We start from the raw sequence: 25,895 nt of genomic DNA on the forward strand, positions 1-25,895 counted from the left end.
ATTTCAATATATTGCACATCCGCAAGACGCGGTAAAAATGAAAGTGAACACACCACCCTTGGCGCATTCACTTTAACAATATCCTTTCCCTAATCAACTTCTCTTGCTCAGTGAACCTGTAAGCGGACTTCCCTGTTCGCGCACTTCGCACAAAAAAGTACAGGGGATATAACCCCCTGCACATTACTTTTTATTATCAAGCATTTTTGCAAGTGTATCAAAGTTCATTTGCTGAGAACCATTAACAATGGCATCAACAATTTGATCTTCTTTCTCTTTACTGACAGGTTTATTTGCTAGGTCCGCCACTTGCTTAATCAATCCTCGAACGGTCGCTTCATCTTTAAGGTTCGCATTTTGTACAGAGTTTGCTAACTTCATCACATCTTCCATTTTGACGCCTGTTTTCTTTTCAATGTTTTGAAAAAATGGGTTTTGACTCATACCATTTCACCTCTCCCTCAAATATTGCAAAGTACACTAATACTATATGAAGAAGAAGGTAAAATGGTTAGTTTAATGTACAAGAAAGTTCCACTTTACTGCAAAAATTCAGGATAGCCTAATAAAAAGAGTACCCAAATGCCGATTAACATATGTGAGATAGACACACCAACTAGTGAGCGTTGTCTCGCAAACAACCAACCCCAATAGAGTCCGGGAATAAAAGCAGCCAAAGCAAACACAAGCCCAATGTGCGAATGTGCGACTGCAAATAAAAGGTTAGATAATAGAATCGCTTTTAACATTTTTGCTTTGGTATGAGGGAGAAACTTTTCAAAGGCGGATTGAAGTCCAACTCTTGCAACAAACTCTTGTACAACGGAAAAGACGATGTAGATGAATATTGTCATGATAAATAGAGACACTGTAAATCCAGTGTCAGCAAAAGCTGCCTCTACGTTAAATAGTGACATATGCGAAAAAGACGGGACAAATGTTATTAGTACCCATTTTAACACCATGAAGAAACCTAGTACGGGTAGGGTTAACTTCACTGCTTCGGTAGCTTCTTGTTTCCAGTTATCGATACGTAATCCAAATGACCGTAATGGAAAACCACTTGATTTGATAATGAAGTAGATCATTAACGCAAATCCAATTAATAACGTTACATCAACAATAGTTGAAGCTCCTAATGTAGCAACAAGATCTGTTAATGAAACTAATAATAACGTATAGATCGATAGGGCAATCAATAAACGACTTGCTAGCTTTCCCAATGCTTGATACCGTTTACGCTCCTCACTTGTATGAACAACCATCATTCTATCGTTTTCTAATAGAGTTTCAGGGATTTTTCTTTCCGAATGATCACTGATCCGCTTATGCAACAAGTGAATATATAGTTCTTGGTGCTCTCGGTCGTTCATAATTGCATGTATATTCACTTTGATAAGCATCGTCGGCTTATGTGTTTGATTAGTGAAAGGCTCAAGTTGTTCCTCTGACAAGGCGGCTTCACCAAAATAATCATTATCTGTTAATCTATGAACGAGTTCTTCATGATCATGACTGTTATTACTATGATAAACACCGATCTCTCCAAAGCTGACTAAGAATATCGATTGATTCAACTCTCCAGCTTTTAAAATGGTTTGACCTTTATCAACCATATAAACATCGCAAAACTTAGATAAGACGTGAAGTTCTTGCTCAGAAAAGTCAGCTGTATATCGGTTCGTTCTCAGTTCAGCCAGTAAATCTTTTGTTGTATGAACCATAAGCCCCTCCTAATGGATCTATGATACTAAAAACGACTTTGGTCAATTTAAAAACCGTAGTAGTTGTCTTTTTTGGTCAAATCTCCTTTCATTATACGTGATCTACCCCCCTTTTACCGAAAGTAAATTTTAGTAAGTAGGGGGAATTTATCTACTCCTTGAACCGGCTCATCCTCATCAGTGATTTCTCCCTCATACTCCAATCAAAGGCGGTGCGAGTAGGCCCGCTTCACTGGCTATTCAACATTACTGGCCCAGTCCGTACCCATTACAACCATGAAAAAAAGCCCCCTTCCAAGCGTCATACTTGAAAAAGAACTTCTTTCAAATTTCCTTATCGTTTCTGCGTCTTGCCTTCATTCCACATTCATAAATCAATATCAATGTTGGGAACTAACCCTTCCTTAGCTGCACGACTAAGAAGCGAGCGAACAGCTTGATACCCTTCATCACCTAAATCAGCGGTAAACTCATTCACATACAAATCGATATGTGAGTTGGCTACCTCACTAGACATCTCCTGGGCATGATCAAGGACATAGGATTGTGAGGCATTAGGATTGTCCCATGCATAGCGAACCGACTCACGAATCCAACCTGCAATCGCTTCTAAATCTAAAGAACGGTGGGCGATAATCGCTCCGAGAGGGATTGGTAAATGGGTATCTTCTTCCCACCAATTTCCTAAATCAACAAGACTTTCAAGTTGAAAAGAAGGGTATGTAAAACGCGCTTCATGGATAACAAGTCCAGCGTCAATCTCTCCATCACGTACAGCTGGCATGATTTTATCAAATGGCATGACGACGATTTCACCGACACCTCCTGGCACATGATCAGCTGCCCATAAGCGAAAGAGCAGGTAAGCCGTTGACCGTTCACTCGGTACAGCTACACGTCGACCAGATAAAGATGAAGGATCCTGTTTCGTTCCCTCTTTTGTTAAAATCAATGGTCCACAACCTCTACCTAATGCACCTCCACACGGAAGTAACGCATAATCTTTTAGTACCCACGGCAGGGCTCCGTATGAGATCTTTAAAATATCAGGACCATTTTCACTTACTGCTAAACTGTTTGTAATATCAATATCAGCATATGTAACATCAAGCTTTGGCGCATTCGGTATCAGACCATGCACCCAAGCATGAAAAACAAATGTATCATTTGGACATGGCGAAAATGCAATTTTCATCGTAGGCCCTCCTCTAAAATTGAACTAACTTCTGTAAGTTGATCTAATGCTTCTTTGATTTTCCAAGATTCGCGATCACGTGGACCGACAAGGTTTGATACCGCACGGATTTCAAGAAACTTCACCCCTTGTTGGCTAGCAGCTGTTGCTACACCAAATCCTTCCATCGCCTCGATCATAGCTCCAGGAATACGCCCGGATAGGTCAAGCGCTGATTGCTTTGTCCCCGTTACCGTTGATAATGTTAAAATAGGACCAGCCTTTACTTGTTTGCCAGCACTGCGTAATAATGTCGTAACCTTTTTCACCAATTCAGATTCAACTGTGAGACGATTCGATCCAAAGCCTAATTGATCAATGCTAGTAAAGCCCTCAGTCGTTTCGGCACCAAGATCAGCAGCAACTATTTCAGTTGCAACAACCACATCTTCAAGATCTGCTTGTCCCTTAAAACCACCACCGATTCCAGTATTAATCACTAAATCATATTGACCACGAACAAGTGCCGCCGCAGTAGAAGCAGCAGCTGATGCAATCCCTACACCAGAAACAATAACATCGACGCGGTTTGTATTCGAAAGTCCACGCAAGACTGCTTCTTGTTCTGCAGGTACGGACGTCACCACAAGAACTCTTCCCATCGGCGAGGGTTGTTCTGCTTTTGTTTTATCTACATCCATTGTACAATCCCCTTTAATAAATACTTGATAAGTCGTGTTCGAAACCCTTCCGTTGTGCTCTTACCTATTATTCCTCTTTAACTTCACATCCATCATCTGTACATGAAGCTCCTTCATTATTTGAAAGCGGTTGTAACGGATTCACTGATTGCTCTTCATCATATACTTTTTCAATCGCTTCAGCAAACACATGTGTCGGTTGTGCACCTGAGATTGCATATTTACGGTTAATCACAAAAAATGGAACACCTTGAACGCCAATTTCTTTTGCTTCTCTCTCATCATGACGAACATCGTCTTCAAAATCGTTCCCTTTTAATACCAACTCTACTTCCTTTTTATCCAACCCTTGTCCCGTCGCTATTTGTATTAATGTTTGATGATCACCAAGGTGTTTTGATTCAGTAAAATATGCTTATAATAAACGCTCAGTAAGAGAATGTCCTTTTCCCTTTGTCTCAGCATACTTGGCTAGACGATGGGCATCAAAAGTATTTGTAGGGATCATCGTATCAAACCTAAAGTCTAAACCAACAGAAGCTGCTTGGTTAGCCATACCTTCACTCGTCTTCTTTGCCTCTTCTATCGACATCCCATACTTCTTCTCAATTAGTTCATAAAAACTTCCCTCAGCTTCACGGTTTGCATAAGGATCTAATTCGAAGCTTTTAAACTCTACTTCAACATTGTCCCGGTGCGGGGAATGATTAAGTGCTTCCTCTAAATGACGTTTGCCAATATAACAAAATGGACAAACAAAATCAGACCAAACTTCTATTTTCATATAGACACCTCAATTCATTTTTTACTATACCTAAGGGCTGTCTCGCTGTCATCCGATTTGCTCAAGCGTTCGCTAAAATGGTTGCTATTTTGTCTTCGATCGCTTTTGCTTTTGAACCATTCGTTAAGTTATTAAGAATAATGGAAAAGATTAATTCGTCTCCACTTTTCGTTGTTACATAACCGGATAAAGAGCTTACCGTAGAAATTGTCCCAGTTTTTGCTCTTACATTTCCTTGTGATGCTAAGTCGTTCATTCGCTTTGAAAGTGTTCCACCGATCTCTTTATCACTTGCTCCAGCAACTGGTAAAGCATTCAAAAAAGTAGGGTACCATGATTGATCTTGGATGGCATATAATAAATTCGTGAGCTCATTGGCGGGGATTAAATTGACATGAGAAATCCCGGAACCGTCTCTGATGACAACTGTCTTTGGATCGACACCAAAGCGTATCAACACCTCTTCTACAACATCAATTCCAGCGTCCCAACTCCCTTCCCCTTTGCTAATTCTGCCAATCTCCTTGATGAACATTTCACCATACCCGTTAAAACTATGTTTTAAAAATGGTACAAGTTGTTCTGCTAGTGGCTTCGACACATGAGAATAAAGCACGTCTGTCCCATCAGGCGTTTCGCCAAACCTTAGATCCCCCCTCCATCTAATCCCTTGTTCTTGCAACGCATGTTTGAATAAATCAAGCGCAAATCCTGTTGGTTCCCAAATTGCAATCGTCGCAGTATCCCCGTCACTAGTGATCGCAACCTCTCCTGATATAACTACCGTATTTGTACCATGAATTCGTTCAACCGTAAGTGGCTCCGCATGACCACTGTCGACCGTATTGGTTTGATTTTTGATCGAAACATAGTTATTCTTTGGGCATAGCGTAACTGTTGCTTTTTCCCCCAATTCCTTTCCTGGTCTCACCTCGACGGTCACTGTACCAACATCTTCTTCATTACTCGCTGATGCCGTTAAAGCTGAAACTTGTCCTCCATATGGAGCTGTTTCATCACTCCACGGTAAATCAATCGAATAACGAACGTCATCATACCACGTATCGTCTGCAACGAGATCACCGTGAATATAGCTTACCCCACGCTCACGTAACTGAGCGGCTAATTCATTAAAATCGTCGTTAACAAGGCTTGGATCTCCTTTTCCTTTTATGTAAACATTCCCTATTATCAGTTTCCAAAATCGCTCGCCATCTTTGAATAGTTCTGTTGAAAAGACATAATCCTCCCCTAACACCTCTAATGCAGCGGCTGCTGTTACAAGTTTCAAGTTAGACGCTGGTCTCAAACGAAGGTCACCAAGGTGATCATAGAGAAGTTTTCCGGTAGTTGCATCACGGACACTGATACTCGCAATCGCTCCATCTAAGTCGTCATTTTCTTGCAGAAGCTGCTCAATTTTTCCACCAAATGTTACATCGGTTATCTGGGCCTGTACAGGTAACGCAACAGCGAACATAAACAATAACAAGAGTAATGCTCGTCTTGTTCCTCTCACTTGTTTCCCTCCAACTAACAAACTTAATTCATGGCAAGCCTGGTCCCGATTACCTTGAAACGAAACGATTATTAGGAATCCAGAAGCGCCAAGGATATGTTTTAGCTTCACCACTATTATCGATGCCGATTCGTGGACCACAGGAAATCGTATCAGTCCGCTTTCCTTCTGCAACAAATAAAGGTTTTTCGTACAACGGGCGCCCATAATCTTCTTTTACAATCCCAAGTGCTTTAGTTAGCTTTCCAGGGCCATTCGTTAGCTCTCGCTCCTTTTTATTACCACGACGCTGATACATTAATTCAATACCTATGATGGGTTCAACCGCGCGAATGAGAACCGCTTCGGGCTGTTCAACATCTCCACTGACAACATTCACCAAACAATGAGTATGCATTACATACGTATAAACAAACCCTGCTGGGCCAAACATCACCTCCGTTCGACGTGTTCGTCGATTTCCAAAGCTGTGTGCGGCCCTATCTGACGGTCCTATATATGCTTCTGTTTCAACAATCATTCCTGCTGTCAGCCCTTCCTCTGTTTCTTTAACAAGGAACATCCCAAGTAGCGATTGTGCAAGTTCAAGTGTCGGCATTAAAAAAAAGTCACGATTTACAGGAAGAAAAGACATCTTATCCACCTCTTTCACAATATCTCCATTTATTATTATTATGTCGGTTACGCTTCTTAAAGAAAAGCCCCCACTCACTGCTCTAGCAATGATGGAGGCAACAAAAAGAGATGTTACTATTCATTTTATAGTAATTGAACCTTAACGCTAGCGACGTTTGTCTACTTATTGAAAAATGTCGGTCGATTCGATGAGAATTTCCAACTTAACGGTTGTTGCATTTTATCGCGAATGGTCACATAGTGCATTAACGTTAATAAAACAACTCCTGTATTCATCCCAATAATGATTCCATCCATTTGCAATTGAGGCATTGAACCGAGAACGATCATTAAAAGAAACGAAAGGCTCGTTGACCAAACCGAATGAAGAAAAGCATCTTTAACAAGTCCTAGTCCAATTAAAAAAGCTTGCATCGGAATAACAAAAAAATGAAAAAAGAAATAAGGAACGAGCAATTGTAAGTACACAGCTGCTGGAGAATCCTCAAAGAATAGACTAGTTAAATCATCAGAAAAGAAGTAAAACACGGTCGCAGCTGGGACAGCATAAACCAACGTAAATACCATCACTTTTTGCATTAACCGTTTTAATTTTGTTAAATCTTTATTTGCGTACGCTTCCGATACTGTAGGAATAAGAATAATGAGTAAAGAATGGGCGATAAAGGCGGGAAAAAAACCAATCGTAAAGGCAACCCCTGCTAACTTACCATATTGTATCACAGCTAATTCCTCTCCCATTCCCGCACGCATAAGTGCAAATTTGATTAGGAATGGCTTCACAGCAAATGAAGCTGCATGGAAAATTCTGAGCCCCGTTGTCGGAAGCGAAACTGACAATAGCGCATGCAATGCCGATGTTTGCTTGACTTGTTTTGACGTTTGACGACGTAATCCCTTCATCACAGCAATAAATTGAATAAACAGGTATAAAAAAACAACCAATTCAGTTGCAATTAACGTACAAATCGAGATTAAAATCGCCACTTCCGAATCAAAATGAAACAACTGAAAAACAGCGATTAACAATACTAATTGCACAGCTCGTCGTAAAAAATTGGCTATTGCAATTTTCCCCATATGTTGAGAGCCCATAAAATAACCTCTAGCTACAGATGAAAACGATATAATCGGTACGAGCAATAATAACAGCCATTTTAATAACGGATGATATTTATCAAATACAGGGAGAAGTGGAAAGACGATAACTGCGATAAGAAAAAAAGCAACTGTAAAAGCTCCTGTAAATCGAACCGTATGCTGCAAAAAACTACGATGATAAACCCTGTCTTTTTCGGCAATCGCCTTTGAAATTGAAATCGGCAGCTCCATACTTGCGATCACAACGAGAAAAACGATCGTTGGTAAGATCGCCATATAAAGACCTAATCCTTCTTCTCCTAATTCACGAGCAAGGACCATGTTAATTAGAAATTCTAAACACTCACTGATAAACGCTGCTACGATCAGTAGTAATGAACCTTTTAGAAATGTATTCATATCGTCTCTCCTTATCTCATCTCTATTCCATACCTATGAGACAAGGATCAGAATTATATTGAAAACATTTCAAAGAAGGTCAAAAATCCTTTCTTGATTTTAGTTCAAGAAAGGATTTTTGCAGACCTTACTTCATTTAACCTGCTTTTCTACAAGTCTTAGTTGATCAGATAAAACCCGTCTACCCTTTAAGGATATCATGGTCAACGTAACGTTCACCATTGATTTCACTAATGATATTAATCGCTACTTTTGCACCGTCACCAGCTGTTATAATTGTATGCATCGATACACCTGCAATTGTTCCAGCAGCCCAGATCCCTTTCTTATTTGTTTGACCTTCCGCATTAACGTCTATAATTGTTTTAATACGAGGTTCAGTCCCTGGAATCGTACGAACACCAATTTTTTCAGCAAGCGCTGCGACCATTCCAGTAGCAAGGATCACATGTGTTGCTTCATATGTGTTTCCATCTTCTGTATAAACAGTTTGTTTATCACCATCGGTTTGAATATCTGAAACTTCACCTTCAACCCATTCTGTTCCAAATTTAACCGCTTGTTTTTTCCCGACCTCTAATAAATCTGGTCCAGAGATACCATCTACACCATAATGATTATCCATCCATGCTTTTTTTGTTACACTTTTTTGATTATCAATAACTAGCGTTTTTTTACCTGCTTTACTTGCAAATAACGCTGCACTTCCACCTGTTGGTCCCCCGCCAACGATTACGATATCATACATCTTCCCATCTCCTTCTTCATTTAACTTCATTTTTCATCTTAGGAAAAAAAGGTGATGAAGTAAAGCAAGATGCTCTAACATTCGACATTATGTTCGTAAATCCTTAGCTACTCTCATGACTGGTATAATTGTTGAACTCGTCCCAAATCACTTACAAGCAGTTGAATCTCATTTTCTTTAAGAGGTATTAACAATTGATCGTATAGAGAGACCACTTGACCTCCTTCTTCCTTCTCGTGTTTTTTTAAATAGTCATACAGTTGTTCACACTGAGATTTAGTGAGTACCGTTTCAGTTGTTAGATGTTTGACTTGTTGCACTGTAAATTCATCATCTGCTTCATCATATGTACCTACAATTAAGCTTCCATCAACCTGTATCATGCTCCACCTCCTAAAGAATTCATTGCGACGCTAAGCCACTATAGCCATCACATAGTCAATCAGTCCTTACACCATATAAAAAAGAAGAAAGGATAACGTAAATCCAATATAGAAACCCTCTCCAGCCTGTCGAGGAGAATAGAATTGCGTCGTGTAGAGACCGACAAGAACTGCCGCCACACAAAGTAGCAACGGAATAATGATCGTCCTTTTTTCTTCATAATTGGTATTATTCTTTACTTCTCACCTCAATTTGTCATGGGTCACCTACAATTTATAGGTATTATTTTCAAATCAGCCCTTGACTATTCGAAAACAAGGGATGCCCAAAAGGTCATGTTCACCTTTTACTACATCCCTGAAGAAGAATGTGGTAGAAACGCAACTATTGAGCTTGATCGACTAACGGGAGCATCAGTTCAAATACAGTCCCTTTTCTTCCTGAATAGACTAAATGGATGCTCCCTTCATGACTTTCAAGCACCCTTCGAATAATCGTTAAACCCAAACCAGTTCCATCGTCTTTATTCGTAATAAACGGTTCAAAAATTTGTGCTTTCATCTCTTCTGGAATCCCTGGTCCATCATCTGCAATGTAAATCAATGCTTGTCCATTTTCTTGTTTTGATGTAATTGAAATCGTCCCTTCTTCACCTAAAGCCTGTATGCTATTTCTAAGCAAATTATGAAACACTTGTTTCATTTGGTTAAAATCGATATGAACTAGGAGCCGCTCTAAACTAACATCAATCGAAATATCAACAGGACAACTTGAATGGATAATTGGTAAAATTTCGTCTAAAACAGTGTGAATATAATAGTCGTTTTTCTTTGGGGTTCCTGGCTTAGCTAGCATTAACATATCCTCAATAATATAATTAATGCGGTCGATCTCCTTTAAAATTAACGGCAATTGGTATTGATCACGTTCATGCTCGTCGACTGTTTGATTCATAATCGTTAAAAATCCATGAATAACCGCTAACGGATTTCTAATTTCATGAGCAGAGCTTGCCGCCACTTCGCCCGCGAGCGCTAATTTTTCCGATCGATGAATTCTTTTTTCAAGTGCATCCGCCGATGATACATCTAAAAAGTAAAAAATCCGTCCGACGATCTCAGCCTTTTCATTGAAAAGTGGTGACTGTGAAACTAACACTTTTGATTCCTTTCCTGAAGAATCGATTTGAATTTTTTTCGTATCAAAAAACTCACCAGATCGAAACAGCTCCCACAACTCTTTATTTTTATCTAATCGAATAGAACCCTTAACCAAGTGCTCAAGTTCCTTACTTGTCACACCGGTAAGCTTGCGTGCTTGGCTATTAATCTCGATTTGATGACCTTGATTATATAAAGTAATAATCCCTATTGGAATTGAAGCCAAAATTTGTTCACGAAGTAATTTTTCTTTATATAATGTGTCAAATGACTCACGTAACCGTATTGACATTTGATTGATAGCTACAGTTAATTTTTTAAACTCATACTGAGGATGCTTATCTATTGTTAATCCATAGTCACCTTCTGAAATAGCACTAACTTTGTCTACTAACTTTTCAGTTGGTTTGGAGATTCCTAGGCTAATTTTGTACGATAAATAGATTGATAAAAACGTTGCAAAACTCGTAATCATTAATAATATCCATAGCGTGGTGACAATGATTTCACGTATCTCACTCGACTGCTCAGTTAATGATGTATAAGCCTCACCCTGAAGTTGATCTAGTTGTGCTTTTGCAGATGTAATCATTGGTAGCAACTCTTCTTCGATCACTTGTTTTGCTGCATCGTTACTTGAATATATGAGTAACCCTTTTACTTTATTTTCATAGACAAAGTTGATCATATCAAGATCTTTATTTACCTCGACAAGAGCAGCTGGAACCTCATCTGCGATGTCACTAATTACCCGATAATCAAAATCATCAATTACTGACTCTGAATCGGTTTCTAAAAAGCGTTCTAATTGATAGCGTTTCAACGCTAATTCTTTTTGCCATTCATTGAGCCATAATAACTCTTGAACTTTTTCCTTATTAAACTGATTCACATCATTCACCTGACTGAATGAATGGACAAACAATAATGAACCACCACTTAAGAGTGAAACAACAAGGAGCATAGCGATTAGAATTTTATTTCGAAAAGACATACGCTTCAATATGTTTTCCATCACCAATAAGCCCCTTCCCACTGTTTAAACAATCAACTATCTATATCAATGATATATGAACCATTATTATAGCTTTCGATTGTATCCTTCAATTTGTTTTCAATTTCATCTGATACCATCGGTCCAAGAGGGGCAAATTTGTATACCCCGTCTTTAAAATCAAGTACAGTTTCACCAGCACGTAATCCATCTGGACGTAAAAATCGACGTAAAATACTAATATATGTTTCTGGAATATCAACCATTACACTCGTAATGACATGGTCACGGGCCATATACGCTTGGTCATCTAAATAACCAATCGCATAGACATCTGCACCCTCGGCTTCATGAATAACAGCTCGATTATACGCATTTCCTTTTGTAAAAATCACATCTGCTCCATCCTCAATTGCTTCCCTAGCTAAAAGCGCTGCTTCATGTTCATCATCACGACTATTAACCACTTTGTGTATCAGCGTAATTGATGAATCTTCACTTTTCACTCCATATTTAAATCCTACTGTGCCCTCGTCTGTATTTTTAAATGGGTCAATGATTGCAATCTTATTTGTTTCAGTCATAAGTGCCGCAACTAAACCCGTAAAATATCCATGAGAAATATTATGAAATGTGAAGACCGATTGATTGTCATGTTGTGATGTTCCATTTATAGTGACAAAATGAATATGTTCATAGTCAGGTGCCACTTTTGTAAACACGTCTGAAAACTCTCTCCCATGACCAATGATGATGTCATGGCCATGATCAATAAACATTCTCACCGTCTGTGCAATCTTCTCATCGGTATCCCTTTCACTCACTAATTCAACTTGGACCTGGAATTCTTCTCTGATCCTTTGCTTTCCCTCATAAGCAAGGCTCCCCCAGCTTTGATCATAAATCCTATCGGAAGTAATAATACCGACAGAAAAATCTTCAACATCAATCGCTGTACCTTCGTTGTCATTCATTGTTATTGTATATACTCTAAATGCAACGCTTATAATTAAAGCACTCGCGAGGATAATACTCGTTATAATGATTCGTGATAGTATTTTTTTTTGTGACATATTTCCCCTCTTTTTTTCTCTTTTTTACTTCTATTATAGCATCAAACGTTCATTCAAAACTGACAAAAAACGATCAAATCTCCCTAACATCCAAACGGCTTTGAATTAAGCGTAACCTTAAATAAAACCCAACTGCAGCACAGGTTAAACCAATCGTGATCCCTATCCAGTATCCATACGGACCTAATTGCGTATAGACAGCAAGAATAAACCCAGATGGTATCCCTACACCCCAATAAGATAAAAGAGCAATAAAAAACGGAATGGTAACATCTTTGTATCCTCTTAAAACACCAATAAGTGAACTTTGAACGGCATCGGATAATTGATAAAAGATCGCAAAAATCAAAAATTGCTTGACCATAATCACAACTCCTCTATGATCGCTATAAAGCATCGCAACCTGTTCACGGAACAGGTATAGAAAAATTGAACTAATGCTCAAGATTCCGATTGATGCTATGACTCCGAGACGCGTGTATTGCCTAGCATCGTGGATTCGTTTAGCTCCTACTTCATAGCCAACCATAATGGTCAATGCCATCGATATACTTAAAGGAACCATAAAAATCAATGTGGTAAAATTTATAGCCGCTTGATGGGCAGCAATCGTTACGGTATCAAACATAGCCCCAACCATTAATGTTACCGCTGCAAAGATACTTGCTTCAAAGAAGATTGAAAGACCGATTGGTATTCCAATTTTTAAAATCTCCTTCCATGTCACGGGTGACGGGATGTACCAATTCACAAATAAACGAAATGGCCTAACCTCCTCAACCTTAACGGTCATCCAAATGCTAAAACCAACAATTATCCAATAGGTGATCGCTGTTGCGTAACCTGCACCAACCCCTCCTAGCTCAGGCAAACCGAACGCGCCAAAAATTAAACCGTAATTTAATAAAATGTTAAAAGGGATGGCCATTAATGTGATGATCATCGTAATTTTTGTATGTCCTTGTGCGTCAAAAAAGTTCCGAATCACATTCGAAACAAATAATGGGACAATCCCTATGGCTAATCCAATGAGATAATGCTTCGCAATCTGATGGACTGCCGGTTCTAAATTCATAAACAGTAATATCGGCTCCAACAGGAAGCCACCTACCAAAATCACTGCTAGACCGATTAGAACTGCCACATATAGAGCTTGAGTAACTGTATGACCAATCTTGTTACGCTCGCCGCTTCCGATAAACTGTGAAACAATCGGTGTAACCGCTAATAATACGCCGTTAAGTCCAGTAAATAACGGAAGCCACAAGCTTGAACCGATTGCAACACCAGCTAAATCATCCGTGCCTGCTCTACCAGACATGAGCGTATCAAAAAAGTTCATAGCAAATAAGCCGATTTGAGTCACTAAAATCGGCCATAAAATCACTATAAATAATTTTATTTTTTCACGTATCGTTTGCGCATAATGCATGTACTTTCCTCCAAAAACGCTATTCAAAAATAAATATAATACCAGAAATACACGAACAAGTCAATCAAAAAGAGAATCGACAAAAGCCGATCCTCACATTTTGCTACTCTTTTATAAACATTTGTGTCCAATGGTGACCTGTTTCATCATAGCCTACACCAATATGCGTGAACTCTCCATTTAAAATATTTTTCCGGTGACCTTCACTATTCATCCATGATTGCACCACTTGTTCAGCTGATGGTTGGCCTTGAGCAATATTTTCAGCCGCAGATTGATAAGATACTCCACCATCTCTAATCATATCGAATGGCGAGCCGTACGTTGGACTAGTATGTGAAAAATAATCATTTTGTTGCATATCTTGTGACTTTTTTCGAGCAATTGAGCTTAGTGACTGGTGTGCTTGTAATTCCGACAATCCATTATTACGTCTTTCAGCATTTGTTAACTCAATCACTTGTTGTTCCATTTCATTAATTCCTTCTGTTTGATCAGCTTCAGGGGCCTGATCTTCTTGCTGTTCATCCGCTTGTGGTTGCTGTTGCTCTTGTGCCTGTTCTTCAGGCGCCGTTTCTTGATGTTGCTCAGGATCTGCTATCGGTTGCTCTGGTTGCTGCTCTTGTTGCTGACGTGCTTGTCGTTCTTGTTGTTCTTGCCGTTGTTGTTGCTGTTGTTGTTGCTGTTGACCTGCTTGTTGTTGCCTGATTTCGATTTGTTGCTGCTCTTGTTGTTGCTGTTGAGGTACAACCTCAAAACGATATTTAGCTTCTTGAACTTTAACTGACCTTGTATGCGGGAATTCATTACTTGACTTTGTTGTACTTTCACTAGAAATATTGTCATCATCGTTTTCCATGATCGTATGATCTGTACGTTGTTGATGACCTTTTTGCAGACTACCATTGTGCTGGGCTTCAAATGCTACATCATCCCCATTCGCACACCCTCCAAGACATAAAAGTAAAAAAATCATTAACACCATTGTTGTCATTAATTTTTTCATCATTTGTAACTCCTTTTTAAATTTGATTTGTACTTTTATGATGGATTTTCAAGTCATAAAGTATAGATGGTAAATGTAGTTATAAAAACCGCAATGTGATAAAATGTTGTTGCAAATTTGCTGAACAATATTTTCATCTTCAATAAATTCATCTATAATAATCCATACAAACAAATTTGCCCCTATTCATGTCATACATGAAGTAGGTTATGCTAAACAAAAAGGAGGAATTAAACATGTCAGATGAACAATTAATGGGTGTCGAAGTTGGAGACATTATTCAAATAAATAAAGGTTCTGAAAAAGGTCAGACTGCTAAAGTGATTGCCGTTTATACAAACTCAGTCGCCATTGAATTAAATCGAAAAGAAGATAACGGAAAACCCGCACGTACGGTGATCAATAAAAGTAAATTTACCGTGAAATCGTAATTAAGTGTATACATTTGAAATCGACGCGAGTCATCGTGTCGGCATGCTCGTCCACGTGATCCGCTAACACGTTAAATAGAGCTATTTCTGATTAAGAAATACTCACCTCAGGTACAATTTGATCTATACACTGTACCTGAGGTGAGCAACTACTAAACGGATAGCTCCTATACACGTTTATTTATTGTGAAATTATCTTCCAACAGCAACCAATTTTGTGGAAATTCCCAACCTAAAACCCAGTAATACAAACCCCGCAGTCCCATTTCTTTCACTAAGTCAAACTTTGCTTGAATGCTTCGTGCATCCTCAAACCAGACTTCATGCTCAAGTCCCTCCTCATCAACATAAGTAAAGAATGGAGATTGGGCTTCCCAATCGTACTCAATCGCAGCATTGTATCGTGCAGCTAATTCTATGGCTTCTTGATGATCGATCGCTCTTGCCCTTGTTTCTCCTTCTACAAAAGGTAAGGTCCAGTCATAACCGTAGAGCGGAACCCCCATCATGATCTTGTCATTAGGTACAACGCTCGCCGCATACTCGATGACACGTCGAACTTGGCTTATCGGAGCAACAGCCATCGGTGGTCCACCTGTCCATCCCCATTCATAAGTCATCAAGAATACAAAATCTGCAATTTCACCATGTGCTGCATAATCATGTCCTTCGTATAATACCCCTGGCATCCCAGGCTCTACTTGAGGTGCAAGTGCACTTGATAGGTAAAATCCTCGTTGCTCGAGCCTTGATTTTGCTTTTCTCATTAACTCATTGTACGGCTCACGGTTTTCAGCACCGAGGTATTCTAAGTCAAAATCTAAACCTAAATACCCTCTTTGCTCCATAATTGCGATCGCTTCATCTAGCAACTTGTTTTGTAATTCTTCACTTTGTAGTACTGCGGTTGCAACCTCGGTACTAAATTGTCCGTCTTCAATATTTGTGATCACCATTAACGGTACAACCCGATCCTCATAAGCCGTATTAATGATCACTTGATCATTAATCGGGGTTAATGAACCATCTCGATTTAATTCGTAACTAAAAATTTGTAAGAATGTTAGATGTTCAGCAACCTCAGCGACAACCTCAGGTGATTCCTCCCCCGTAATCCCGAGATCCACATATGCACCTACATCGATGGCTGGCTGTTGCCGATGATAACTTTCTGGTACATACAACCGGTAACCTTCTGGAATGTGTTGTGGGAATTGTATATGGTTCATCGCTAAAATATGTTCAACCGGAACTTGATAACGCTGACTTAACTGCCAAACGGTTTCTCCTTGCTGTACCCAATGAAAACGCCCCGCAACTGGAATAACAATCGCTTGACCAACAACGAGTTGTTCTGGATTAGGTAATTGATTGGCTTCTATAATTTGTTGATACGGGATTTGATAGGCTTGCGAAATGCCCCACAATGATTCTCCCGGAGAGACAACATGAATTTGCACGATCTAGCCCTCCTGACCTTTGCATTTCTTTTCCTTACATCCGTATTCAAACCATACGAATCAGATGCCTGACCTTAATCAAATGATTGTTAAATCATATAAAAAAGTACTTTACCCTTTAAATCATTACTTCTCTCACTATTTTTTGTCGATTTTTCAAACATTGTTGAATTCCACGGCTATATGTGAGGTAAATCACACTCTTTTTCTTTCATAACTACTATGATTTGAATATAAAGAGACAGGCGAAAGAGTCTAAACAAAAACTATTGGGGGAAAAAGATATGGCAAGAATTACTGAATGGAATCCCGAAAATGAAGAATTTTGGGAAAAAGAAGGAAGAAAACACGCGAAAAGAAACTTATGGATATCAGTTCCTACATTAATGATGGCTTTTATCGTTTGGCAAATTTGGTCAGTCGTAGCGATTCGCCTAAACGATGTTGGCTTCCAGTTTACGGATGAGCAATTATTTACGTTAGCAGCCATTCCAGGGTTAGTTGGGGCGACTTTACGTTTTGTTTATACATTTGCAGTCGGAAAATTTGGTGGCCGTAACTGGACTGTTTTCTCAACAGGTATCTTATTATTACCAACTGTTGGTATCGGTTTTGCTGTTCAAAATCCAGACACGCCGTACTGGGTGATGCTTGTACTTGCTGCCCTTTGTGGACTTGGTGGCGGAAACTTTTCATCTTCATCTTCAAACATGAGTTTCTTTTTCCCAAAAAAGGAAAAAGGAACAGCACTTGGAATTAATGGTGGCTTAGGAAATATGGGGGTGTCCGTCGTACAATTTATGACACCACTAGCTATTGCCGTTGGGACATTTTCATTTATTGGCGGCGAAGGTCAAGTTTTACCTAATGGTTCAGAAATTTGGTTACAAAACGCAGCATTTATTTGGGTCGTGCCGATTATTGCTTTAACAATCATTGCTTATTTTGGGATGGATAATTTACCAAATACACAGCAATCTGCGAAAGACCAGTTCGTCGTTGTCAAACGCAAACATACATGGATTATGACTTGGTTATATGTTGCAACATTCGGGTCATTTATCGGCTATGGGGCTGCATTTCCATTATTATTAAATTCATCATTTCCCGAATATGCTGGTTTAGCCTTCATAGGAGCCTTTCTTGCCGCTGCATTCCGTCCGGTTGGTGGTTGGCTTTCAGATAAGTTCGGGGGGGCAAGAGTTACAGCTTATACGCTTATTCTTATGACTCTTGGGGCGTTATCTGTGATCTTCTTTCTTGGACAACAAAGCTTCTTCGGGTTCTTAGTTGCCTTTCTAATCTTATTTATGGCATCAGGTGCTGGGTCAGGATCAACATTCCAGATGATTCCAATCATCTTCCCACCGAAAGAAGCTGCACCAGTACTTGGATTTACAGCAGCTTTTGCGGCTTATGGATCATTCTTAATTCCGCAATTATTTGGTTGGTCTTTAGCATCAACTGGTGCATACGTGACAGCATTATATATCTTTGTTGCATTTTATGTCATTTCAATTTTACTCAACTGGTTCTACTACCAAAGAAAAAATGCAGAAGTTAAATGCTAAAAAAAACAGAGAGGACACGTGGTGTCTTCTCTGTTTTCTTAATGATTAGTTTATCGTTTATGTAACGCTCCTCATTACATTTATACTTCTATCGTCCAACCGTACTCATCTGCTTCAACACCGGTTTGAATCCCGGTTAACTTATCATATAACTGCTTTGCCAATTCACCTGTTTGACGGTGATTAATGACCACCTGGTGTTCTCCCCAGCTAAGTTCACCAATTGGAGATATCACAGCAGCTGTTCCCGTTCCAAACGCCTCTTCTAGCGCTCCTTCTTTATGATATTGAAACAACTCTTCGATCGTGATTTGCCGCTCAATAACAGGGATTCCCCAGCTTCTTAACAATTCAATTGTGGATAAACGCGTAATTCCTTCTAATATACTTCCATTTAATTGTGGCGTAACGACCTCTCCATTGATTTTAAAGAAGACGTTCATACTGCCAACTTCTTCAATATACTTCTTTTCCACCCCGTCTAACCACAATACTTGAGAAAAACCTTCTTTCGTTGCTACTTCTTGTGCCTTATATGCGGATGAGTAGTTCCCTGCTGTTTTCGCTGCACCTGTTCCACCACGTACCGCTCTTGTGTATTTCTCTTCTACCTTGATCGTTACCGGATTGATTCCTTCTGCATAGTAAGACCCTACAGGTGATAATATGATCATAAATTTATATGTTTTTGAAGGGGCTAACGAAAGGTTAGGTTCAGTAGCAATCACAAACGGACGAATATAGAGTGATGTTCCTGGAGTTGATGGAACCCAGTCCTGGTCAATCTCAATTAATTGTTTTAGATATTCCAATACTTGTTCTTCATCAATTCTTGGAATACTCAGCCGTTCACTTGACGTATTTATACGCTGTAAATTTTTCTCAGGTCTAAATAATAAAATTCGGTTCTCTTTCGAACGATAGGCTTTTAACCCTTCAAACACCGTTTGTCCATAATGAAAAATCATGGCTGCAGGGTCTAATGTCACCGGCTCGTAAGGTACAATCCTAGGATCATACCAGCCCTTCCCTTCTTCATAATCCATGATAAACATATGATCTGTATAATGCTTTCCAAACACAAGTTGGTCTGAAGCCGGTTTCTCTTTTTTAGATGAACGTTTAACAACAGTAAGTGTATGATCACTCATTTATATTCCCCTCCAAATAATTATTGTAATGTAATGAAAAGAATAGTGTTTCATTTATTTTAAGTATTTCGTCAACACTTTACAAGTAGAAATGTTCAATCTGTTCTAATAATACTGTAAAATGATCATGATAAAATAGAAGAAGGGAGCACTAGATCTCACTTCTTCTATTCATGAGATATTATTCGTAAGCCCTCACACCATCAAATATCGTTTAGCATGGCAATCATCACACATTGAAAATGGATATTCCCATGAAAGTTCACGACGACAATACTTACAGCGTTTCGTAAAATTTTTAACATCGGTATTTATAGAATCATGAACTTCGTTGCTAATTTGTTCGCGAATTCGCTCCCAATAGATGGCTTCGGTTCCTCGATTAAGACGGTACAAAAACAAGAGATGTAGGCCAACGGCTTGATAAGATAGCTCAAGCTCTTCAAGGCTATCATGCCGAATATTTGGTTCAGGAAGTTCACGGCCGCCAACGATGGCAAACATCATCTGACGCCATTGTTTTGTAAGCTCAGGAATTTTTTTCGAAAACGGCATATGCAAGAATCCATAAAGGTCCATTAAAGACAATCGACCTTCGATTTCAGAACCTCGAATGGTCGCATAAAGCGCACGCTCCTCTTGGAGTGAAGCTTTCTTCGTGCCAGGTGGACTCTCAAATTTCTTCCATAATTCAAAAAAAGTTCCTAGATCACGATAATGCTTTTGAAAACGCTCAAACACGCTAGGGGTTGGTGCAATCGCAAACGTATGGACTGGTTTATCCTCTTGCATGAGTAATCGTCTCATCTTCTTAATCTCCTGGGTAAAAGCAACTTTCCCCACATCATAAATTCCTTTTCGCCCAGCTCTACCGGCAATTTGCTTAATTTCTTGTGAGGTTAGTCGGCGTCTTCGAATACCATCAAACTTTTCATTCTCAAGAAATACAATTCTACGAATCGGCAAATTAAGCCCCATACCAATCGCATCCGTTGAGACAATAACCGTCGTCTCACCTGCAATAAACTGTTGCATTTGCTTCTTTCTCGTTTCTGGAGGCATGCTTCCGTAAATTAAACTTACAGAGTGACCATTTTTTTGAAGTTTAGCTGCTGTTTCTAGTACACGTTTCCTAGAAAAACAAACAAGAGCGTCACCAGTGCTCGTCTGTTTGATTTTAAAAGGCTTCTTTTCAACTTGTAATGGGATGTCCCTGCTGTACTCATGTACTTCGATCGCCGAATCTCCTAACAGTTGGAACATCATCTCTTTTGCATTACGACTTCCGATGATATGGACTTCCTTTGCATTCGCTTTTGTAATTGCTTTATACCACGAAAAGCCGCGGTCTTTATCAGCAATCATTTGTGCTTCATCAATAACAATGACATCATAGGAATCATTCTCACGAAACATTTCAACTGTACAGGCAATATGGGTTGAACCATGAACAATTTTCTCTTCTTCTCCCGTCTTCAACGAGCAAGGAACCCCTTCATAATTTAATTTATCGTACACTTCAAGTGCAAGTAATCGTAACGGTGCTAAATACAAACCGCTCTCTGCTTCTTTCATCCGTTGTAAGGCATGATACGTTTTACCAGTGTTTGTTTCACCAATATGTAAAACATAACGAATGTTTCGTCCTAAAGGTGGGTTGTACTCCCTCCCAAAAATATCCTCAAGAATCCGTGCCTCTTCTTCCTCTTTACGCGCTAGCGCAACCGCTCGTTCTTGTTTGCGTTGATCACGTTTATAGAAATCTTGTTCATAAATCAAACGATGCTCCTCTATATCAAAGCTAGTCTTTGCTAGAGCCAGGAGGTCTGAGAGGTACTCCTCTTCAATCATACCAAAAAAGTCGTTTTGCAACGTTTGTAGAAAGTTACCAATCAATCGTTCAATAACCTCGCCAGTTAAGCGATGGTTATACGCCTCTTCATACTGATGAATGTACCGTTGTGGCATTTGATTGAAGACCTTCTCAACCACTAGCGAAGCAAGATACGAATCAATCAATGGCTCGTATAAGGCGCCGTAATAAATATAGTCTTCATTACTACCGTCTGGATATTTTGTGAACAATTCAAAAAAGTCGGACATTAGTTCATATCTCGATGTTTCATCAACCATTCGGGTACTACCTGATCTGTTTTCGAGATCCTTACCTACTTGCAAGGCAACAACATAACGAAGCTGTAAAAAAAGCTCTAGCCGCTGGCTTTTCATAAGCTGTATAGCGAATTTTTTTATCGTTTCTTCTGTTTCCATTCGCTTTTGTTCTTGTTCTCGTTCATAGGCCTTTACCTTCGCTTGCTCATACCGTCTCCTCCATTCCTTTTCTTGACCGATAAACACCTCATCAAGCCATCCCCTCACATAAAAGGGCTCCTCTGTCTTTATTTCATTGCGAAAGAGCTTATTGACATGCTTTCGGTTAACACCATCAATGTCGTAGCCTCGTTCTTGTAAATAACTGTTTTTGATTTTTTTTGGCACCTTATTTGTCGCTTTATTTAACCAGACATTAAACCAAATCTGCTCAATGTATTCACTGCGATCTTCTAAAAACTGCTGATACGATGGCAAGTCTTCTTGAACACCTAGGTATTGGTCAAGATCTTCAAGGACCTTCTTTTTTGTATGAGCCACGGCATCATGGTACACTGCTGTTAACTTTTCCAAGACACGACTCCTTTCGTTACATCCAATTGATTTATCTCTTACTGTAGCAAAAGGTGTGAATCGTTGACAACCATTTCCAACAGATATAACAGAGCTACGAAATGTTCATAGATGAAATCATCTGTGTATTCTACACTATTATTATATGATTGATGAGGAGGATAAAACATTGAACGAAAAGTTAGTTCGATCATTAACTTTTTTTCGCTTGACAGTGTGGAGTTCACTTCTGTTTTCCATTTGGTACTTTTTCATGAAAGGGGTAGAAACCATCGATGCCCTGACTGGTCGTATATTTTTTATTTATACAAGTGCCGCAATCTTGGTGATTATTTTACTTGTCGACCTTTTATTTTTGCTCGCTCTCTATACCTATCTAAAAAAATAGACGATCGTCGCTGCCTTTACTAAGGTCTTGCTGCGTTGTATGTTTGAATGAAGAGAGGCTGTCCCTCCATCCATTCAGCATAAAACACATGCTCAGGCTTAACAACTCCACTAAGATTAAGCTGACCATAGAGCCATTCCTCCGTAAATCCGGCTTCTTCAATGTTATCCCATAATACTTCACCATCAAGGATCATCGTCACTGGTAAATACACAGGTTCCACCTGCACATTCATATCTTTTCGAGTTAGGTTTTGATTTTCTGTTTTTTTAAGTACATTTATCGTTCCATTTGCCTCTAGAATCGCATATTCAACTTCACGGACCGAGAAGACATCTTTATCACGCAACAAATGCTGCAACTGATTTAAATCTAATTTATTTTTCTTTAACTGCTGACGGTCAATCCGTCCATTACGAATAACGATCGCTGGTGAACCCTCGAGGATCGACCTTGTCCCCTTATACCGTTGCGTTAAAAATTCAACAAAAGAAATTAACGTTCCCCAAATAGCTACCGCATAAAGAACATAATGGATGCCTATTTCTTTATCATAAATGGCATTCCCAACCAATTCACCTAAAACGAGCGCAGAAATAAAATCAAATGGTGTAATTTGAGTAATTTGCGTCTTTCCTAATAACTTGGTGATCAACAGTAGTGCCAAGAATCCGGCTAAAAGTTCGAGAGTTAAATGAAAAAAGTTTGTATTCACGCCTACCCCTCTCTTTTACTATCCTCATAAGAGTGAACAAGCATTTTATTTAAATCGAAAGTTCTATTGCAAGTTCAATCATTGTTTTATTCAAGTGATGTGGTGCGTTAAAAACCTCATCATAATCAAGCTCAACCAACTCGTTCTTTTGAATCCCAACAGCTCGGCCTTGTTTACCTGCAATCAACAACTCGATTGCAAATGCCCCTAACCGACTCGCTAGCACACGATCAAATCCTGTTGGTGAGCCTCCGCGCTGCAGGTGACCTAATACGGTTACTCGATTTTGAGTATGGGTCTCTTTTTTCAGCTCATCAGCAAATGCCATCACATCACCGACACCTTCAGCAAAAACGATAATGCTATGTTTCTTCCCTCGTTCGGCCCCGTGCTGAAGGCGTTTCACAATCTCATCCATTTGATAGTTACTTTCCGGTACAATAATCGTTTCTGCACCAACGCCAAGACCAGACCATAAGGCAAGGTCACCAGCATCCCGTCCCATCACTTCCACGATAAACGTTCGTTCATGAGAACTAGCCGTATCGCGGATCTTATCAACTGCATCAATAATTGTGTTTAAAGCGGTATCAAAGCCAATCGTGAAATCGGTACCAGCGATATCATTATCAATGGTACCCGGCACACCAATCGTCGCTATTCCATGTTCATTTAATTTTTGTGCCCCACGGTAAGATCCATCTCCACCAATGACAACAACGCCATCAATCCCTTTTTCACGGAGCTGGGCCACTGCCTTTTTTTGTCCTTCTACTGTTTTAAACTCTTCACTCCTTGAACTATGTAATATCGTACCGCCACGATGAATAATATCGGCCACAGAACCTAATTGAAAGCGCTCAAACTCACCATTAAGTAAACCAGCATAGCCACGAAAAATGCCGTACACTTCAACATTATGATACAAAGCTTTACGAACAACCGCGCGCACAGCTGCATTCATACCTGGAGAATCGCCGCCACTCGTTAACACACCAATACGTTTCATTTGTTCCCACTCCTTTTTTCGATTGCTACTATAATTTTGATCCATTTTTATCGTTTCTAACCATTATTCATTCAGACAAGCAAAAGAAGGAGCAGTCCCACGTATAAGTGAGGGCACACCAATGATCACATTAGGTAGTTGCACCTTCTCTCCTTGAACCAACCTCTTTTACTCTAGTGAAAAAATTCATCCATTAACATCGCTATTTTCCCTTACTGGCGTACTCCGCTCCTATCAAATGAAAAAAAGAGCTAACCCATTAGGGTCAGCTCATTGTTCCATTAGAAGATATTCGTTTTTACGTCAACACTCAGACACCATTTCTTATTTTGCGAAAACGTGATTTCCAATACGGATGGTCTCTTGACGTTGAGCATTCCAGTGGTTTGTTGCCGTTTCTGGATTATAGAAGAACAATGAACCATTACCAAGCCCTTGAAAAGCTAAAGCTTCATTAACCGCTCGTTTCGCCGACTCAGTTGCTGGTTGATTAATGGTCCCGTTAGACACAGGGGTAAACTGTCGGTCTTCATAAATAACCCCACGGATTGAATTTGGAAATTCATCACTTTTTACTCGATTCAATACAACAGTCGCAACAGCTACTTGCCCCGCGTAAGGTTCTCCCTTCGCTTCAGCAGTAACGAGTTGTGCTAATAATTGTTTTTCATCATCTGTAATCGTAACAGGGATAACCAAGCTCTCACCAATATCTAAATGATCTTCAATTTTATTATTTAATTCTTTTAATTCATTCATCGAAACCCCGTATTGATTTGCCACAATCCATAACGATTCACCTGCTTGTGTATCGTGTACAGTTGATGCTTCTGCACCCTCATGTCCAATAAAAATTACTGACAGAGCCAATGTCATTGTCATCATTAATTTACGCATTCTATTACCTCCTATGAATCAACCATTTGCTATATATCGATAGCATGTGTACAAGACTAACAGGTTCATAGAATTGATTCATTAGGCGGTCGTTGGTTTAGCCTCCAGTATTTAGGGAACAAACAAAGAACAAGCTCTCTTCATATGAATGTTCATATACAAAAAAACGAGCAAGAGTTGCTACTGAAAGCATCTCTTACCCGTTTTTACTAGCTTATCATTCACTAGTTACTTCCTATTCATTTCCACCTGGTGTGAATGTACGTTTTGAGAATTCATCATCAAGCATAAACAACGCATGTTTATCATTTTCAACCAACTTCAATTTGTCGATAATCGTATCGAACATGGCCTCTTCCTCGACCTGCTCATCTAAGAAAAACTTCAAAAATTGAATCGTTGCATGCTCGCGTTCGTCCATTGCAATATCGGATAGCTTATAAATCCTTTCCGTTACCATTCGTTCATGCTCATAGCCATGCTTATACACATCAAGAATGGAATCGAACTCATTTTTTGGCGTGTCATAACCTGTAATCGTCGCTCTCTTGCCACGATCATTAATATAGTTATAAAATTTCATTGCATGAAAGCGTTCTTCCTCTGCTTGAACTAAGAAGAAGTTAGCAAAGCCATCAAGACTTTGGTCCGAACACCAGGCTGCCATTGCCATATATGTATGAGCTGACTCAAACTCAAAGTTCATTTGTTCATTTAATGCCTCTAATAATTTATCACTTAACATATAGTAAC

At 39.4% G+C, this 25,895-nt stretch carries 22 protein-coding genes and 1 pseudogene; 2 read left to right on the forward strand and 21 right to left on the reverse strand.

All coding sequences use genetic code 11. From position 1 onward, the window contains the following. Positions 1–183: 183 nt before the first annotated feature. The 14 genes and pseudogenes from spoVIF to KH400_RS15100 form a co-directional block, all read right to left on the reverse strand. A complete protein-coding gene (spoVIF, locus tag KH400_RS15035) occupies positions 184–444 on the reverse strand; it encodes a sporulation-specific transcription regulator SpoVIF (protein WP_217225938.1) in 261 nt (86 codons plus the stop codon). Positions 445–539: 95 nt separating this feature from the next. After that, positions 540–1,724, reverse strand: a complete 1,185-nt coding sequence (locus KH400_RS15040) for a CPBP family glutamic-type intramembrane protease (protein ID WP_217225940.1) — start codon at positions 1,722–1,724, stop codon at positions 540–542. A gap of 367 nt (positions 1,725–2,091) precedes the next feature. Next, positions 2,092–2,919: a 1,4-dihydroxy-6-naphtoate synthase gene (locus KH400_RS15045; RefSeq protein WP_217225942.1), complete on the reverse strand. Its 828-nt coding sequence runs from the start codon at positions 2,917–2,919 to the stop codon at positions 2,092–2,094. Further along, positions 2,916–3,599 (reverse strand): futalosine hydrolase, encoded by a 684-nt coding sequence (locus tag KH400_RS15050; protein WP_217225944.1) that lies wholly within the window; start codon positions 3,597–3,599, stop codon positions 2,916–2,918. Before KH400_RS15050 ends, KH400_RS15045 begins: the two co-directional genes overlap by 4 nt. 67 nt (positions 3,600–3,666) lie before the next feature. Further along, positions 3,667–4,383, reverse strand: a pseudogene (locus KH400_RS15055) (DsbA family oxidoreductase). Positions 4,384–4,444: 61 nt separating this feature from the next. After that, positions 4,445–5,863, reverse strand: a complete 1,419-nt coding sequence (dacB, locus tag KH400_RS15060; RefSeq protein WP_246589697.1) for a D-alanyl-D-alanine carboxypeptidase/D-alanyl-D-alanine endopeptidase — start codon at positions 5,861–5,863, stop codon at positions 4,445–4,447. 88 nt (positions 5,864–5,951) lie between these two features. Continuing rightward, positions 5,952–6,536, reverse strand: a complete 585-nt coding sequence (locus tag KH400_RS15065) for a DNA-3-methyladenine glycosylase (RefSeq protein WP_217225948.1) — start codon at positions 6,534–6,536, stop codon at positions 5,952–5,954. Between the two features lie 161 nt (positions 6,537–6,697). Beyond that, on the reverse strand, positions 6,698–8,038 hold the full coding sequence (locus KH400_RS15070) for a polysaccharide biosynthesis protein (RefSeq protein WP_217225950.1): 1,341 nt from the start codon (positions 8,036–8,038) through the stop codon (positions 6,698–6,700). 181 nt (positions 8,039–8,219) lie between these two features. Next, positions 8,220–8,786 carry an NAD(P)/FAD-dependent oxidoreductase gene (locus KH400_RS15075; RefSeq protein ID WP_217225952.1) on the reverse strand — a complete coding sequence of 189 codons (567 nt, stop codon included), beginning with the start codon at positions 8,784–8,786 and terminating at the stop codon, positions 8,220–8,222. Positions 8,787–8,899: 113 nt separating this feature from the next. Continuing rightward, a complete protein-coding gene (locus tag KH400_RS15080) occupies positions 8,900–9,169 on the reverse strand; it encodes a hypothetical protein (protein WP_246589687.1) in 270 nt (89 codons plus the stop codon). Positions 9,170–9,554: 385 nt separating this feature from the next. Continuing rightward, positions 9,555–11,345, reverse strand: coding sequence for a sensor histidine kinase (locus KH400_RS15085; RefSeq protein ID WP_217225955.1), 1,791 nt, complete (start codon positions 11,343–11,345; stop codon positions 9,555–9,557). Positions 11,346–11,377: 32 nt separating this feature from the next. Further along, a complete protein-coding gene (locus KH400_RS15090; protein ID WP_217225957.1) occupies positions 11,378–12,397 on the reverse strand; it encodes a BMP family ABC transporter substrate-binding protein in 1,020 nt (339 codons plus the stop codon). A gap of 73 nt (positions 12,398–12,470) precedes the next feature. Beyond that, positions 12,471–13,829 carry an MATE family efflux transporter gene (locus tag KH400_RS15095; protein ID WP_217225959.1) on the reverse strand — a complete coding sequence of 453 codons (1,359 nt, stop codon included), beginning with the start codon at positions 13,827–13,829 and terminating at the stop codon, positions 12,471–12,473. Between the two features lie 103 nt (positions 13,830–13,932). Further along, the gene (locus tag KH400_RS15100) at positions 13,933–14,838 is read right to left on the reverse strand and encodes a CAP domain-containing protein (protein WP_217225961.1); all 906 of its coding nucleotides are present in this window, start codon (positions 14,836–14,838) and stop codon (positions 13,933–13,935) included. A 233-nt stretch (positions 14,839–15,071) separates the two neighbouring features. On the opposite strand from KH400_RS15100, the gene KH400_RS15105 reads away from it, so the two are divergent. Continuing rightward, on the forward strand, positions 15,072–15,266 hold the full coding sequence (locus KH400_RS15105) for a DUF2187 family protein (RefSeq protein ID WP_217225963.1): 195 nt from the start codon (positions 15,072–15,074) through the stop codon (positions 15,264–15,266). A 167-nt stretch (positions 15,267–15,433) separates the two neighbouring features. On the opposite strand, the gene KH400_RS15110 is transcribed toward KH400_RS15105, so the two are convergent. Beyond that, positions 15,434–16,726 (reverse strand): glycosyl hydrolase family 18 protein, encoded by a 1,293-nt coding sequence (locus KH400_RS15110; RefSeq protein ID WP_217225965.1) that lies wholly within the window; start codon positions 16,724–16,726, stop codon positions 15,434–15,436. 284 nt (positions 16,727–17,010) lie between these two features. Between KH400_RS15110 and KH400_RS15115 the strand changes: the two genes are divergently transcribed. Beyond that, the gene (locus KH400_RS15115) at positions 17,011–18,297 is read left to right on the forward strand and encodes an MFS transporter (protein WP_217225967.1); all 1,287 of its coding nucleotides are present in this window, start codon (positions 17,011–17,013) and stop codon (positions 18,295–18,297) included. An 80-nt stretch (positions 18,298–18,377) separates the two neighbouring features. Here KH400_RS15115 and KH400_RS15120 read toward each other — a convergent pair whose 3' ends face one another. The 6 genes from KH400_RS15120 to KH400_RS15145 form a co-directional block, all read right to left on the reverse strand. Further along, a complete protein-coding gene (locus KH400_RS15120) occupies positions 18,378–19,448 on the reverse strand; it encodes a branched-chain amino acid aminotransferase (RefSeq protein ID WP_217225969.1) in 1,071 nt (356 codons plus the stop codon). A 195-nt stretch (positions 19,449–19,643) separates the two neighbouring features. Beyond that, positions 19,644–22,133, reverse strand: coding sequence for a helicase-related protein (locus tag KH400_RS15125; RefSeq protein ID WP_217225971.1), 2,490 nt, complete (start codon positions 22,131–22,133; stop codon positions 19,644–19,646). Positions 22,134–22,540: 407 nt separating this feature from the next. Further along, positions 22,541–23,236, reverse strand: a complete 696-nt coding sequence (locus tag KH400_RS15130; protein ID WP_217225973.1) for a DUF421 domain-containing protein — start codon at positions 23,234–23,236, stop codon at positions 22,541–22,543. 49 nt (positions 23,237–23,285) lie between these two features. After that, entirely contained in the window at positions 23,286–24,245 is a 960-nt protein-coding gene (gene pfkA / locus KH400_RS15135; RefSeq protein WP_217225975.1) for a 6-phosphofructokinase, read from the reverse strand. Positions 24,246–24,569: 324 nt separating this feature from the next. Beyond that, positions 24,570–25,142, reverse strand: coding sequence for a cell wall hydrolase (locus tag KH400_RS15140; protein ID WP_217225977.1), 573 nt, complete (start codon positions 25,140–25,142; stop codon positions 24,570–24,572). A 235-nt stretch (positions 25,143–25,377) separates the two neighbouring features. Beyond that, complete coding sequence (locus tag KH400_RS15145; protein WP_217225979.1) at positions 25,378–25,887, reverse strand: ferritin; 510 nt, start codon at positions 25,885–25,887, stop codon at positions 25,378–25,380. Between the last annotated feature and the right edge of the window lie 8 nt (positions 25,888–25,895).

Origin of the sequence: Desertibacillus haloalkaliphilus, from assembly GCF_019039105.1 — a bacterium.
Taxonomy (GTDB): domain Bacteria; phylum Bacillota; class Bacilli; order Bacillales; family KJ1-10-99; genus Desertibacillus; species Desertibacillus haloalkaliphilus.

Coding starts and splice junctions, on each gene's coding strand:
- spoVIF (WP_217225938.1), bottom strand. CDS start 444: ATGAGTCAAAACCCATTTTTTCAAAACATTGAAAAGAAAACAGGCGTC.
- KH400_RS15040 (WP_217225940.1), bottom strand. CDS start 1,724: ATGGTTCATACAACAAAAGATTTACTGGCTGAACTGAGAACGAACCGA.
- KH400_RS15045 (WP_217225942.1), bottom strand. CDS start 2,919: ATGAAAATTGCATTTTCGCCATGTCCAAATGATACATTTGTTTTTCAT.
- KH400_RS15050 (WP_217225944.1), bottom strand. CDS start 3,599: ATGGATGTAGATAAAACAAAAGCAGAACAACCCTCGCCGATGGGAAGA.
- dacB (WP_246589697.1), bottom strand. CDS start 5,863: ATGTTCGCTGTTGCGTTACCTGTACAGGCCCAGATAACCGATGTAACA.
- KH400_RS15065 (WP_217225948.1), bottom strand. CDS start 6,536: ATGTCTTTTCTTCCTGTAAATCGTGACTTTTTTTTAATGCCGACACTT.
- KH400_RS15070 (WP_217225950.1), bottom strand. CDS start 8,038: ATGAATACATTTCTAAAAGGTTCATTACTACTGATCGTAGCAGCGTTT.
- KH400_RS15075 (WP_217225952.1), bottom strand. CDS start 8,786: ATGTATGATATCGTAATCGTTGGCGGGGGACCAACAGGTGGAAGTGCA.
- KH400_RS15080 (WP_246589687.1), bottom strand. CDS start 9,169: ATGATACAGGTTGATGGAAGCTTAATTGTAGGTACATATGATGAAGCA.
- KH400_RS15085 (WP_217225955.1), bottom strand. CDS start 11,345: ATGGAAAACATATTGAAGCGTATGTCTTTTCGAAATAAAATTCTAATC.
- KH400_RS15090 (WP_217225957.1), bottom strand. CDS start 12,397: ATGTCACAAAAAAAAATACTATCACGAATCATTATAACGAGTATTATC.
- KH400_RS15095 (WP_217225959.1), bottom strand. CDS start 13,829: ATGCATTATGCGCAAACGATACGTGAAAAAATAAAATTATTTATAGTG.
- KH400_RS15100 (WP_217225961.1), bottom strand. CDS start 14,838: ATGATGAAAAAATTAATGACAACAATGGTGTTAATGATTTTTTTACTT.
- KH400_RS15105 (WP_217225963.1), top strand. CDS start 15,072: ATGTCAGATGAACAATTAATGGGTGTCGAAGTTGGAGACATTATTCAA.
- KH400_RS15115 (WP_217225967.1), top strand. CDS start 17,011: ATGGCAAGAATTACTGAATGGAATCCCGAAAATGAAGAATTTTGGGAA.
- KH400_RS15120 (WP_217225969.1), bottom strand. CDS start 19,448: ATGAGTGATCATACACTTACTGTTGTTAAACGTTCATCTAAAAAAGAG.
- pfkA (WP_217225975.1), bottom strand. CDS start 24,245: ATGAAACGTATTGGTGTGTTAACGAGTGGCGGCGATTCTCCAGGTATG.
- KH400_RS15140 (WP_217225977.1), bottom strand. CDS start 25,142: ATGCGTAAATTAATGATGACAATGACATTGGCTCTGTCAGTAATTTTT.
- KH400_RS15145 (WP_217225979.1), bottom strand. CDS start 25,887: ATGTTAAGTGATAAATTATTAGAGGCATTAAATGAACAAATGAACTTT.